The 13,102-nt window shown below is 60.2% G+C and carries 15 protein-coding genes and 1 pseudogene; 12 read left to right on the top strand and 4 right to left on the bottom strand.

The genetic code is table 11. The annotated features are described in order from the left end of the window. Positions 1 to 32: 32 nt before the first annotated feature. The 9 genes from TU73_RS26640 to TU73_RS26600 all read left to right on the top strand — a co-directional run bounded on the left by TU73_RS26640 (position 33) and on the right by TU73_RS26600 (position 8,699). Entirely contained in the window at positions 33 to 821 is a 789-nt protein-coding gene (locus TU73_RS26640) for a TatD family hydrolase (RefSeq protein ID WP_057014659.1), read from the top strand. A gap of 443 nt (positions 822 to 1,264) precedes the next feature. Beyond that, on the top strand, positions 1,265 to 1,930 hold the full coding sequence (locus tag TU73_RS26635; protein ID WP_046069143.1) for a TetR/AcrR family transcriptional regulator: 666 nt from the start codon (positions 1,265 to 1,267) through the stop codon (positions 1,928 to 1,930). Between the two features lie 126 nt (positions 1,931 to 2,056). Next, complete coding sequence (locus TU73_RS26630) at positions 2,057 to 3,025, top strand: GTP 3',8-cyclase MoaA (protein ID WP_057014658.1); 969 nt, start codon at positions 2,057 to 2,059, stop codon at positions 3,023 to 3,025. 135 nt (positions 3,026 to 3,160) lie between these two features. Then, complete coding sequence (locus tag TU73_RS26625; RefSeq protein WP_057014657.1) at positions 3,161 to 3,766, top strand: DUF4823 domain-containing protein; 606 nt, start codon at positions 3,161 to 3,163, stop codon at positions 3,764 to 3,766. 16 nt (positions 3,767 to 3,782) lie between these two features. After that, on the top strand, positions 3,783 to 4,343 hold the full coding sequence (locus TU73_RS26620; RefSeq protein WP_057014656.1) for a DUF1285 domain-containing protein: 561 nt from the start codon (positions 3,783 to 3,785) through the stop codon (positions 4,341 to 4,343). Between the two features lie 70 nt (positions 4,344 to 4,413). Next, the gene (locus TU73_RS26615; protein ID WP_057014655.1) at positions 4,414 to 5,127 is read left to right on the top strand and encodes a GntR family transcriptional regulator; all 714 of its coding nucleotides are present in this window, start codon (positions 4,414 to 4,416) and stop codon (positions 5,125 to 5,127) included. Then, positions 5,124 to 6,125: an ADP-ribosylglycohydrolase family protein gene (locus TU73_RS26610; RefSeq protein ID WP_057014654.1), complete on the top strand. Its 1,002-nt coding sequence runs from the start codon at positions 5,124 to 5,126 to the stop codon at positions 6,123 to 6,125. Before TU73_RS26615 ends, TU73_RS26610 begins: the two co-directional genes overlap by 4 nt. Positions 6,126 to 6,316: 191 nt before the next feature. Then, positions 6,317 to 7,783, top strand: coding sequence for a purine-cytosine permease family protein (locus TU73_RS26605; protein ID WP_057014653.1), 1,467 nt, complete (start codon positions 6,317 to 6,319; stop codon positions 7,781 to 7,783). Next, the gene (locus tag TU73_RS26600) at positions 7,776 to 8,699 is read left to right on the top strand and encodes a PfkB family carbohydrate kinase (protein WP_057014652.1); all 924 of its coding nucleotides are present in this window, start codon (positions 7,776 to 7,778) and stop codon (positions 8,697 to 8,699) included. Before TU73_RS26605 ends, TU73_RS26600 begins: the two co-directional genes overlap by 8 nt. Positions 8,700 to 8,808: 109 nt before the next feature. On the opposite strand, the gene TU73_RS26595 is transcribed toward TU73_RS26600, so the two are convergent. The 4 genes from TU73_RS26595 to TU73_RS26580 are packed head-to-tail and all read right to left on the bottom strand — an operon-like array spanning position 8,809 to position 11,185. Further along, positions 8,809 to 9,189, bottom strand: a complete 381-nt coding sequence (locus TU73_RS26595; protein ID WP_057014651.1) for a Rho termination factor N-terminal domain-containing protein — start codon at positions 9,187 to 9,189, stop codon at positions 8,809 to 8,811. A gap of 50 nt (positions 9,190 to 9,239) precedes the next feature. Beyond that, complete coding sequence (locus TU73_RS26590) at positions 9,240 to 9,506, bottom strand: hypothetical protein (protein WP_057014650.1); 267 nt, start codon at positions 9,504 to 9,506, stop codon at positions 9,240 to 9,242. A gap of 51 nt (positions 9,507 to 9,557) precedes the next feature. Further along, positions 9,558 to 9,902: a hypothetical protein gene (locus TU73_RS26585; RefSeq protein ID WP_057014649.1), complete on the bottom strand. Its 345-nt coding sequence runs from the start codon at positions 9,900 to 9,902 to the stop codon at positions 9,558 to 9,560. After that, positions 9,899 to 11,185 carry an MFS transporter gene (locus TU73_RS26580; RefSeq protein ID WP_231984771.1) on the bottom strand — a complete coding sequence of 429 codons (1,287 nt, stop codon included), beginning with the start codon at positions 11,183 to 11,185 and terminating at the stop codon, positions 9,899 to 9,901. Before TU73_RS26580 ends, TU73_RS26585 begins: the two co-directional genes overlap by 4 nt. A gap of 188 nt (positions 11,186 to 11,373) precedes the next feature. Between TU73_RS26580 and TU73_RS26575 the strand changes: the two genes are divergently transcribed. The 3 genes and pseudogenes from TU73_RS26575 to TU73_RS26565 form a co-directional block, all read left to right on the top strand. Continuing rightward, positions 11,374 to 11,853, top strand: a complete 480-nt coding sequence (locus TU73_RS26575) for a GNAT family N-acetyltransferase (RefSeq protein WP_043050118.1) — start codon at positions 11,374 to 11,376, stop codon at positions 11,851 to 11,853. 148 nt (positions 11,854 to 12,001) lie between these two features. Then, positions 12,002 to 12,823 carry an SDR family oxidoreductase gene (locus tag TU73_RS26570; protein WP_057014648.1) on the top strand — a complete coding sequence of 274 codons (822 nt, stop codon included), beginning with the start codon at positions 12,002 to 12,004 and terminating at the stop codon, positions 12,821 to 12,823. Between the two features lie 32 nt (positions 12,824 to 12,855). After that, a pseudogene (locus tag TU73_RS26565) lies at positions 12,856 to 13,102 on the top strand (arabinose ABC transporter substrate-binding protein); the annotation flags it as partial.

The following is a 13,102-nucleotide window of genomic DNA, read 5'->3' as shown; positions in this document are numbered from 1 at the left end:
ACTCTTTTCGTGACTTAAAGCCCTGACTCCCTATGCTCGTAGATTCCCATTGCCACCTTGATCGCCTCGACCTTGCCCAGCACGGCGGTTCCCTCGACGCCGCCCTTGAAGCTGCCCGCCAGCGTGGGGTAGGCCACTTCCTATGTATCGGTGTCAGCGCTGAGAACGCCGCCGACGTCAAGGCCCTGGCTGAGCGCTACACGGACGTGGATTGCTCGGTCGGTGTCCACCCGCTGGACCTCAAGCCCGGCGAAGCCCCGGCCCTCGATTGGCTATTGGGCGAACTCAACCACCCACGGGTGGTAGCCATCGGTGAGACCGGCCTGGATTACCACTACGAGCCCGAAGCCGCCGAGTTGCAGCAGGCTTCGTTCCGCCTGCACCTGCAAGCTGCGCAACAGACCGGCAAGCCGGTGATCGTCCACACCCGTGGCGCCCGTGCCGATACCTTGACGCTGCTGCGTGAAGCCGCGCTGCCACAAGCCGGTGTGCTGCATTGCTTTACTGAAGACTGGGACATGGCCAAGGCCGCCCTGGACCTGGGGTTCTATATTTCCCTGTCAGGTATCGTCACCTTCCGCAATGCCGACGCGCTGCGCGACGTAGCCCGCCAGGTGCCGGCCGACCGCCTGCTGGTGGAAACCGACTCGCCCTACCTGGCGCCTATCCCCCATCGCGGCAAGCCGAACCTGCCGGAATACGTGCGTGACGTGGCCGATTACCTGGCAATGCTGCGCGGCGAGTCCTACGAGCATTTTGCCGAGCAGACTACCGAGAACTTCAAGCGCCTGTTTCCGCTGGCCCATGTAGCAGTTGGATAAACGCTCGAATCCCAGGCAAAAAAAACCCGGGTTCTGGGGGGGGAATCCGGGCTAAGACCATTAGGAGTAAACAAGGGCACACAGTCCGTCGGTACCCAGGTCGTCGCGTCACTTGGGGGAGATGTCGCGCCGACAGTTGAAGTATTGATCACTATCTCATTCAGTCCAGTCGGATCTGATCGTTTTTTAAACAGATTTGGAATACAGCCGCTTCTCTTGAGTTCTCATTGCGCAGGTGGGCGGGTTCAGGTGATACGTATTATTTCTGACTGATAGAGGCAGGATCGTTGGCGCATTGAAAGTTATGTGCCTGGCGGGTTCACATAGACATTGCCCAACGACCGTTCAGTCGGGATAATCCCTCGCATCGGGTAAATCGTATCGCCACGTATCTGTGGCCCTGCGCAACCCTCCCTATTCCGACCTCTGCAGACCTCTTTCTCATGCACAAAGAACCCCGTAAGGTCCGTGAGTTTCGCCGCCGTGAGCAGGAAATTCTCGACACCGCACTCAAGTTATTCCTCGACCAGGGCGAAGACAGTGTCACCGTCGAGATGATTGCGGATGCCGTGGGTATCGGCAAAGGCACAATCTACAAGCACTTCAAGTCCAAGGCCGAGATCTATCTGCGCCTGATGCTCGACTACGAGCGCGACTTGAACGAGCTGCTGCACTCGGCCGATGTCGACAAAGACAAGGAAGCCCTGTCCCGCGCTTACTTCGAGTTTCGCATGCGTGACCCGCAGCGCTATCGCCTGTTCGACCGCCTGGAAGAGAAGGTGGTCAAAGGTCACCAGGTGCCGGAAATGGTCGAGGAGCTCCACAAGATCCGCGCCTCGAACTTCGAACGTCTGACGCTGCTGATCAAGGGCCGTATCAGTGAAGGCAAGCTCGAAGACGTACCGCCGTATTTCCACTACTGCGCCGCCTGGGCCTTGGTGCATGGCGCCGTGGCGTTGTACCACTCGCCGTTCTGGAGCAATGTGCTGGAAGACCAGGAAGGCTTCTTCCAGTTCCTGATGGACATCGGTGTGCGCATGGGCAACAAGCGCAAGCACAGCACTGAACTGCCAGGCGCTGAAAAGAGTGGTGAAACCCCAGCGACGTAAGCCATTCGCCAATGATTTACTGCCAGGCGCAGTACCCCAGGAATATACTCAGGCAAGGACCTTGCTAAAAGCTGATTTATAAGTCAGCTTTTAGTGCGCCCGAATTATCCTCTGCCGGAGTGATCCATGATCGTTGATCGTCAAGGCAGGCGTTTTCGCAATTTGCGAATCAGCCTGACCTCAGCCTGCAATTACGCGTGTACCTATTGCGTGCCAAATGGCAAGCGGCTGGTGGCTGCCCAAGACGAACTTTCGGCCGAGGCCATGGCCCGGGGCGTGGCTTACCTGATCGAAGCCGCCGGTATCGAGCGCTTGCGCATTACCGGCGGTGAACCGCTGGTCAGCCCCAAGTTGGAAGCCTTCATGGGCGCGGTAGGGCAGATGGGTCTCAGCGATATCAGCCTGACCACCAATGGCCAACTGCTGGCGCGCAAACTGCCGTTGCTGGTGACCGCCGGTATTCGACGCATCAATGTTTCCCTCGATACCCTGGATGTCGATGCCTTCCGCAGCATCGCCCGTGGCGGCGACCTGGCCACCGTGCTCAATGGCATGGACCAGGCCAGCGCCGCCGGGATCAAGATCAAGGTCAACATGGTGCCGTTGCGCGGCCAGAACCTGGACCAGGTGATGCCGCTGCTCGATTACTGCCTGGAGCGCGGCTACGAGCTGCGCTTTATCGAACTGATGCGCATGGGCCACTTGGCTAAAGACTCCAACGCGTTCCTGCAACAGTTCGTCAGCTTGCAACAACTGCTCAGCCTGATCGGCGAACACCACGAATACCTGCAAGCCAATGCGCCTGTCGACGCCACGGCCGTGCGCTACGAAGTGCCGGGCAAGGGCTTCTTCGGCGTGATCGCCAACGAAAGCGTGCCGTTCTGCCGCACCTGTTCGCGACTGCGCTTATCCTCCACTGGATGGCTGCATGGGTGCCTTTCATCGAGCAATCGCCACTACGTCGGTGACTTGCTCGATCAGCCGCGCCACCAGGCATTGCCTGCCCTGCAGGGCTTGCTGATGAAGGCCCTTGGCGACAAACAGGAAGTAGCGTTTTCTGGCGGCGCGACGGTCATGAAGATCATCGGCGGCTAATGTAGATCTTGCGAGTTCACACCAATGAATGTGGGGGGCTTGCTCCCACGTTTGATGAGGCGCTGCGCAGTGGCGCGGATTCTGCATCTCACGCCCATTCGCCGGTTTTCCGTCACCGGCTTCTGGAGGATTAGGATGCGTAGTCTGGTTTTGCTGCTGGCGTTGTTGGCCCTGGGCGGTTGCATGACCGTCAGCGATATGGCCGAAGGCACCCGCTATCAGATGAGCGATGCCGGGTTGCTCGACCACAGCGAAACCCGGCGTACTGCCTCAGTGCGCATACAGCCGGACTCCTTTGTGTTTATCGCCCAGGGCGCCTTCGTACCGCCGGGCAGCGCGTATCCGCGGCCTAACGTGGTAGCCGAGGAGGCGTTCAACGGCTTCGTCGAGTATTTCCCGATGGTGCGTCGTGCGCGCCAACCCGAAGGCCTTGAGCAGGCCATGGCCGAAGCTCGCGAGGTGGGCGCCCACTACTTGCTGTATTGCCGTTTTGCGGCAGCCGATGACCGTATCGGCAACGCCGACGAGTGGACTGACCAGCAAGCCCTGGACCGCCTGGGGCTGGACAGCGGCGTGATCCAGGTCATGTTGATCGAGACCAGCACCCAGTATTTGATCGATACTGCCCGTATTCGCAGTCGTGGCGGTTTACTGACGTTCCACGACACATCACCACAAGATCTGATTGCCCGCCCCCTGGCGCAATACGCCCGAGGCTTGTTGGGCATGAGCAATCAGTAGACCTGAGGAGAACCCCATGACCGATTCCGCCAAGGCCAATGATCTATTGGCCCAGCTGCCCAAGGGCAAGGGGCCGGCACCGGTGCACCTGTGGAACCCGGATTTCTGCGGCGATATCGACATGCGCATCGCCCGCGACGGCACTTGGTTCTATCAAGGCACGCCCATCGGGCGCAAGCCGATGGTCAAGTTGTTCTCCAACATAATCCGCCGCGATGGCGATGACTATTTTCTGGTCACCCCGGTGGAAAAAGTCCGGATAACCGTCGATGACGCGCCGTTTGTCGCTGTGACCCTGGACGTGCAAGGGCAGGGCGAAAGTCAATTACTGCACTTTACCACCAATGTCGATGAGCAGATCGAGGCCGGCCCTGAGCACCCGCTGCGGGTGGTGATCGACCCCGACACCCAGGAACCTGCGCCCTATCTGCGGGTGCGCACCAATCTCGAGGCCCTGGTGCACCGCAATGCGTTCTATCAATTGGTGGAGCTGGCGGTGAGCCGTCCGATCAACGGTCAGAACTGGCTTGGCGTATGGAGCGGCGGGGTATTTTTCCCCATTGGCCTGGAACCTTGAAGCCGATTATGTCTTTGTACTGAAATAATTCTCTTGCCGGACATAGGCGCTTTCGGTTATCAATTTGTACATGATTAGACATGTCCGATTTGATAAGAAAAAACGCGTCGTCGACGAACTCATCCGCCGTATCGAGGGTGGAGTGATGGCCGACGGTTTCCTGCTGCCGGGCGAGCACCAACTGGCCGAGGAGTTTGCGGTCAGCCGTGGCACGTTGCGCGAAGCGCTGGCCGAGCTTAAACGTCGTCACTATATTGCGACCCAAAGCGGTGTCGGCTCCATCGTCACCTTTGACGGCATGGTGCTGGACCAGCGTAGCGGTTGGGCCCAGGCTCTGGCGGATACGGGGGCGCAGGTGTCCACCGAGATCCTGCGCTTCGAGGCCGTGACCCGTCCCGACCTGTTCAGCCGTTTCGGCACCGACCAATTCATCGCCCTTGACCGCCTGCGCCGCGCTGCCGACGGTACCCCGGTATCCCTGGAACGCTCGCTGATGCCCGCCGTCGGCGACCTGGAAAGCCTGCCTCGCATCGGCCTGATCGACAATTCCTTGACCATCACCCTGGCGGCCTACGGCTATGTGGGCGCCGATGGCGACCAATGGATCGGTGCCGAGCCCCTCAGCGATGAAGACGCCGAACGGCTCGGGCGGCCGATCGGCACGGTCTTTCTCAAAGCCTCGCGCACCACTTATGACCGTCGCGAGCGCTTCATGGAGCACGTCGAAAGCCTGCTCGACCCCGTGCACTTTCGCCTGCACCTGCAATTCGGAGCGTCGAAATGACAGCAGAACACCGCGCACTTGGTGCCTTCTACGGCTTGGCCCTGGGCGATGCCTTGGGCATGCCCACCCAGTCATTGAGCCGGGAGCAGGTTCGACAGCGTTTCGGAGCCATCACCGCCCTGGAAGATGCGGGCGCCGACCAGCCCATTGCCCCGAACATGCCCGCCGGATCCATTACCGATGACACCGAACAAGCCATCCTGGTCGCCGAGTTGCTGGTGCAAGGCCAGGGTCAGATCGAACCCACGGTGCTGGCTCAGCGCCTGATCGATTGGGAGGCTGTGATGCGTGCCAAGGGTTCCCAGGACTTGCTCGGGCCGTCGACCAAACGTGCCATCGACATGATCCTGGCCGGCCACACCCCGCAAGAGTCGGGGCGCTACGGCACCACCAATGGCGCGGCCATGCGTATCACGCCAGTGGGCATCGCCGCCGATGTCAGCGATCCGGAGCCATTTATCCAGGCGGTGATCCAGGCTTGCCAGGTCACCCATAACACCAGCCTGGGCATTTCCAGCGCCGCAGCCGTGGCGGCGGTGGTCTCGGCCGGCATCAACGGCGTGGACCTGGGCGAAGCCCTGAATATCGGAACCCAGATTGCCAGACAGGCCGAAAGCCATGGTCACTGGATCGCGGGTGGTCGCATGTCCACCCGCATCAGTTGGGCTCGCACCCTGAGCGTCGGCAGCGGCGACAAAGCGTTGTTTGCCGACCTGCTTTACGAGTTGATCGGTACTTCGGTGGCTTCCCAGGAGTCGGTAGTGGTGTCGTTTGCCCTGGCCCAGCAAGTGGCGTCCGGCGACATGAATGCCTTCGAAGCGCTGTGCCTGGCGGCCAGCCTGGGCGGCGACACCGACACTATTGCCGCGATTCTCGGCGCCATGCTGGGGGCGTGCCTGGGCATGCAGTGCTGGCCTGAGGCGTTGGTTGAACAGGTCAAGCGGGTCAATGGTCTGGACTTGCAGCCGCTGATCCAGGCGTTATTGGCCTTGCGATAAACACGGAACTAAATGTGGGAGCTGGCTTGCCTGCGATAGCGGTTTTCCAGTGGCTGATGGGCTGGTTGACCCACCGCAATCGCAGGCAAGCCAGCTCCCACATTAAAAAGCGTTGGGTCAGGAAGACCGGATAAAGATTCGACTCGCTGCCACAACCACAACAACAATACAGGCACTAGGAGCACCCTTTCATGAGCAGCCCCTCTTCCGGCCAAACCGCCGGGCAATTGGAAACACGCGGTATCGAGCCGGTCCCTGAAAGCGAGTGCAACGGCCACCCGCTGCAGCTGTTCTGGGTGTGGTTCGCCGCCAATATCAGCATCCTCGGCTTGCCGCTGGGCGCGACCCTCGTGGCGTTTCGTGGCCTGGCCATCTGGCAGGCGATCATCGTTGCGATCCTTGGCGCCGCCGGCTCCTTTGCGGTGGTGGGGATTATTTCCATCGCCGGACGCCGAGGTCGCGCGCCCAGCCTGACCCTGTCCCGTGCCATCTTCGGTGTACGCGGCAATATCGGCCCGACCCTGGTCTCGCTGATGTCGCGCCTGGGCTGGGAAACCGTCAACACCACCACCGCCGCCTTTGTGCTGTTGTCGTTGTGTTCGATCCTGTTCGGTTCGCCAGTGGAGGCGAAAAGCGCGCCGCTGTTGACCCTGGTCTTTATCGCTATCTTCGTGTTGCTGACCCTGGCCGTTTCCGGTCTCGGCCATGCCACCTTGCTGGTGATCCAGAAGTGGGCCACCTACGTATTCGGCGGCTTGAACATTCTGGTGGGTGGATTCCTCTGTGCCACCATCGACTGGAGCGCGGTGTTCAACGCCACGCCGGCACCGTTGAGCGCGATGATCATTGGTGTGGGCACCATGGCCGCTGGCACCGGTATCGGTTGGGCCAACGCCGGAGCCGACATGTCGCGCTACCAGCACCGCAGCGTCAAGGCCGTGCGCCTGGTGGCTTCTGCTGCGTTTGGCGCGGGCATTCCGCTGGTACTGTTGATCACCCTCGGCGGCCTGCTGTCGGTGGGTAACAATGACCTGGCGTCGGCCACCGACCCGATCATCGCGATCCGCGACATGCTGCCGACCTGGATGGCCGTGCCGTACCTGATTACGGCGTTCGGCGGCTTGTTGCTGTCGAACAACCTGTCAGTGTATTCCGCCGGTCTCACCACACTGACCCTGGGCTTGAAGGTCAAGCGCGTGCATGCGGTGATCGTCGATATCGTGGCGATCTTCGCAGGTTCCATCTACTTCATGCTGATCGCCGACAGCTTCTACGGCCCGTTCATCACCTTCATTTCGCTGCTGGCGGTGCCGATCACGGCGTGGGTGGGGATTTTCGTGGTCGACCTGATTCATCGTCACTACTACAGCCCCAAGGACCTGCTGGACGTCAGCCCGAGCAGTGCCTACTGGTATCGCGGCGGTGTGGAATGGCGGGCGTTTGGCGCCTGGGCGGTGGCCATAGTGCTGGGGTTCAGCTTCACCACCATCGGTACTACCGCCGACAACATCTGGTTTGCCGGGCCGCTGTCCGACTCCTGGCTGGGCCATAACGGCCTGGGCTGGATCGTCACGTTCCTGGTGGCGGGCGGAATGTATGCGGTACTGGGCGGCGCGGCTGATCGTCGTCCGGCTTTAGCAGAGAGCGCCAATGTCTAGATTGCTGCACACCGGCCAGGTCATTGTTGACCTGGTCATGGGCCTCGACACCCTGCCGGCAAGCGGCGGTGACGTGCTGGCCAACTGCGCCAGTTTCCAAGTCGGTGGCGGGTTCAACGTGATGGTTGCGGCACGACGCAATGGGTTGCCGGTGGTTTACCTGGGCCGTCATGGCGAGGGGCGCTTTGGCGAGCTGGCGCGTGCAGCGATGCAGGCCGAGGGTATTGAAATGGCCTTGGCAGCCAGCGCTGGCAAAGATACCGGGTTGTGCGTGTCGCTGACTGAAGCAAGCACCGAACGCACCTTCATCTCCCATCTCGGCGCCGAGGGTGAGCTGAGCGCCGACGACTTGGCTCAGATCGTCCCGCGTGTCGATGATTACGTGTATGTCAGTGGCTACAGCTTGCTGCTTGACGGTAAGGCGCAGCCGTTGCTTGACTGGCTGCTGGCGCTGCCGCGAGACATTGTAGTGGTATTCGACCCAGGCCCGCTGGTCAAGGCGCCGGACTCAGCGTTGATGCGAGCCTTGTTGCCGCGTATCGACATCTGGACCAGCAATGGCCCTGAAGCCCTCGCGTTTACCGGGGCGACGGATATCGCCGCCGCGTTGCCAGAATTGAACCGACACCTGCCTGCACAAACGTTGCTCGTAGTACGCGATGGGCCGAATGGCTGCAGGGTAGGGCGCAGGGGTGAGATTGAACATGTGCCCGGTTTCAAGGTGCAGGCGGTGGACAGCAACGGTGCGGGGGATGCGCACGCAGGGGTGTTTATTGCTGGCTTGGCGACGGGGTTGAAGCCGGCTGAAGCAGCACGCCGGGCGAATGCGGCGGCGGCATTGGCAGTGATGCGTTGGGGGCCGGCTACTTGTCCAGGCGCAGCCGAAGTTGATGCACTGGTTTCCAGGCAAGCATAAATCCAAATGTGGGAGGGGGCTTGCCCCCGATAGCTGAGTGTCAGTCAATACATCTGTTGACTGGTCCACTGCAATCGGGGGCAAGCCCCCTCCCACATTGGGATCATATTTAGCCTGCTTTTTTCAGCGCTTGGATCAACTCATCTTTACGCATGGTCGACCGCCCGGGGATATTCTTTTCCCGCGCCTCTTTCATCAAACTTTCCTTGGTTTGCGTACCCAGCGAGGCCCGGCTGCTACGCGGGTGTCCTTCACGGCTGGCCGCCGCACGCTTGGACGACTCATGCCGATCCTCGGCTTTCTTCGCCGGGGCCTTGCGCCGGCCCGAACCACCGGCTTTTTCACCGCCGCCGGACTGCTTGTTGACGGTGGCCCAGGCACGGGCCTCGGCCTCTTCCTTGGATAATCCCTTGTGCTCATAACTGTCTTCGATATGAGCGGCCTTGCGTTTCTGTTCGGTGGTGTATTTGGCTTTGCTTCCACGAGGCATCGCTAAAACTCCTTCTGGCCCCTGTTGCCGGGGGCCAGACCAGAAATGGATTACTGAGGGACTGCACCGTCCAGCTTGCGCGCCTCATCCACACCCGAGGCAGTCAGCTTGATCGGCAGGTTCAACGAGTATTCACCGGCGTCATCGGTGGTCACATGCCCATCCTTGATCAATCCGCGGTCCTGCAGGAACGCCAAGACACTGGCGACCTCCTTTTCACCGCGATAATTGTCCAGCACCTCCTTGCCCAAGCCTTGCGGATGGGCGTGCAGCAGACGGGTGAGGACTTCTTTTTCAAGGTTTCTATCGACGTTCATGTGTACCTCTTCACTGGGAAATGGTCGAGTGTCGGTCGTGCTACGGGTGTCTTAAGGCGCGGGTTGTTTCGGTGCACCAGGGACGTTCGAGTCATCCCCTTTGTTGATCTTCGGCTCATTGGCGCCGGGGCCCATCTTGCCGTTGCCCACGGCAGCCGGTGCCTGGCGCTGGGTGTCATTGCCTTTGGTGCGTGGGTCCGCGCCGTTGTCGATGATCGCGCCACCGTTGGTATCAAGGCCGGTGCCCATTGAATCCTGGGATTCCTGGGTGGCGGGGCTAGGCGGGCTACCGACTGGATCAGTCTTGCCGGTAGATGATGTGGCGGCAAACGCGCCCAGGGATGCGGCGGACAACAGGCCGGCGAGGGCGAGGGCAGACAATTTGGAATTTTTCATGAGGGTGTCTCCATATGATTAATGTCCTTACCCTGTATTGGTCCCCCCTCATTCGGTGATCGTGCCTTGATGTCGACGAACGGTAGCAATTCGCCTGTGTCCGTTTTATGCGCCCAAACGCTGCGCGCTATCAGGCGCACTGTGGCGATCGCCCAATTGAGTGCGGCAATAACCAGTACGCTCAGCATCATTGTCCAAAGGCCGTAATCGACAATGATCTTGCCCGCGAGCCAGGGAAACCCGAAGACGCCGACAAAGTACGCCATGCTGAACAGCAATAACGCCTGGGACGTGGTGCCGCTGGGTGCCTCATTGGCCACCAGCCCATTGATCACCGAATACGTCAGGCCATACCCGACCCCCAAAATAGCGGCGGCCAGCAAATAGCTGAGGTTGCCGCTCACACCAAATGCAAACAGCGCGATGGCGCCGAGCATTATCCCGGACAACACGCAGGCAGCCTGGTAGGCGTCGCGCTTGACCACAAAACCGGCGATCAGCAGACGGCTGGTAATCGCCGCCGTCAGGAAACCTGCAAAAAACAGTGAGTAGTCCAGCCCATGGGCAGCGGCGTAGCTGGTCTGGAACGATGACAGCCCACCGAACACGCAACCACCCAGGCCGACCATCAGGATGGCGAACGCCGCTTTGGACGACAGTACGCGGCGACTAGCGAACCAGGAGATCCTCGACGCCGGCACATTCGCATGCCCCTTGAGCAGGATGCCCATGCGCCAGAACATCACCACGCCGGCAAGGCTGGCCAGCCCGGCGATATAGAACGCAGTCGTCAGGGGCAGGTCCAGCGCAATGGCGGCGCGCCCTAGTAAAGGGCCGGAGCCGATTCCGCTCAGCATGCTGCCCGACAGCAGGGCGAAATATTTGGCGCGCTGGCAGGGTTCTACCAGCAGCGTCACGATGATCGGGCCCAGGGTATAGAACACGCCCCAGCCCAGACCCAGGGACAGCCCGAACAGCATCAAACCCTGACCAAACCCGGGGGCCAGGGCGAACCCCAGGCAGGCCAACACCAGTAATACCCCGGTGCTCGCAATCGCTCGCGCCGCGCCCAACGCATCCGCCAAATGCCCGGAAAGAAGCACCGCCACAAAAGTGCTGAGCATCGCCGTGGCAATGACACTGCCTGCGTCGTGCTCATTGCCGCCGCGTGAATGGATCAGCAGCGACAGCAAAAAGGTTGAGCCATAGGAGAGCGACAGCAGGAAACTGGCGAGGCAGAACAGCGCGAAAGTCTTTGCGCCTACTGGAGACGTGGCGTGCATGAGCAGGACCTGATCATTGGATTTATGCCAACTGTTTACCATGGGTATCCAGCGGGATTGTTCTGTGTTTGCCGGTGCTGGCATCCCTGTGTGGCGGAGTAAAACGTGCTCTTGGGTATGAAATTGCGCTGCAATCGGTCACTGAACCGCCTTAGTATGTGGGCTTTGAATTTACCCAAGGCTTGCCCATGACCATCGAGATTCGCCCCGCCGTGCCCAGCGATGCTGCGCAGATCCTGACCTTTATCACCGAGCTGGCCGAGTACGAGAAAGCCCGGCATGAGGTGATCGCCAGCGTGGTGGATATCGAACGCAGCCTGTTCAGCGAAGGTGCCACGGCCCATGGCCTGATGTGTCTGCGCGACGGTCTGCCGATTGGTTTTGCGGTGTTCTTTTTCAGCTATTCCACCTGGCTGGGCAGCAACTGCCTGTACCTGGAAGACCTCTATATCAACCCGGAACAACGTGGCGGCGGGGCAGGCAAGAAGTTGTTGCGCCACTTGGCCAAGATCGCCTGTGACAACGGTTGCGGTCGCTTTGAATGGAGCGTGCTGGACTGGAACGAGCCGGCGATCGCCTTCTATAAGTCCATCGGCGCCCAGCCGCAGGAAGAGTGGGTGCGCTATCGCATGGAAGGTGATGCGCTGAGGGACTTTGCCCAAGGCTGACGGTCTTCGGAGCCGGCTATTAATGGCCGGTTTTTTTTGCAATTGTTCACAATATGGGATTGAAATTTATATATTGAGATATTTCAAGATCTAGGTTTATAGTCGCCTGCATCAGCACTCACTATCAAAAAATAAAACAGGTGAAGCGATGCAGGCACAACCGTTGTCACTACCCGCGGTGCCCGAGCCGACTTACGGCGAGCGTTTGAAGAACAAGGTAGTGATCGTCACCGGCGCTGCCCAAGGCATTGGCGAAGCGATTGTCGCCTGCTTCCAGGCCCAGCAGGCGCGCTTGGTGATTGCCGATATCCAGGGCGAAAAAATCGATAAGATCGCCGCCCATTGGCGCGAACGCGGTGCGCAGATCCATGCCCAACCTGTCGATATCACCTCCAAGGATCAATGGCAGGCGCTGGTCAACCTGGCCATCGAACGCTTTGGGCGCGTAGATGTGCTGGTCAACTGCGCCGGGGTCAATGTGTTCCGCGACCCTTTGGCGATGACCGACGAAGACTGGCGCCGTTGCTTTGCCATCGACCTCGACGGCGCCTGGTACGGCTGCCGCTCGGTGTTGCCGCACATGATCGAGCAGGGCATCGGCAACATCATCAATATTGCCTCCACCCATTCCAGCCACATCATTCCCGGCTGCTTTCCCTATCCCGTCGCCAAGCATGGCCTGCTCGGCCTCACCCGCGCCCTGGGTATCGAATACGCGTCCAAGGGCATCCGTGTGAATGCCATCGCCCCGGGTTATATCGAAACCCAGCTCAACGTCGACTACTGGAACGGTTTCCCCGACCCTCACGCCGAGCGCCAGCGAGCGTTCGACCTGCACCCGCCCAAGCGCATCGGCCAGCCCATCGAGGTGGCGATGACCGCGCTGTTCCTGGCGACCGACGAGGCGCCCTTTATCAATGCCACCTGCCTGATGATCGATGGCGGGCGGTCGGTGATGTACCACGACTAAAGCGTTTTCCAATAACAAGAAGGAGGTGGTTCATGTTCAAGAAGGCACTCGGGACTGTGGCGCTGGCGTTGGCGTTCAGCGGCGTTGTATCGGCTGAAGAAGTGAAGATCGGCTTTCTGGTCAAGCAGGCCGAAGAACCCTGGTTTCAAACAGAATGGGCCTTCGCCGAAAAAGCCGGCAAGGAACACGGTTTCACCGTGATCAAGATCGCCGTGCCCGACGGCGAGAAAACCCTCTCGGCCATCGACAGCCTGGCCGCCAACGGCGCCAAGGGTTTTG

Source organism: Pseudomonas libanensis (genome assembly GCF_001439685.1).
GTDB classification, from domain to species: Bacteria; Pseudomonadota; Gammaproteobacteria; order Pseudomonadales; family Pseudomonadaceae; genus Aquipseudomonas; species Aquipseudomonas libanensis.
This window is presented reverse-complemented; position numbering and strand designations above follow the sequence as displayed.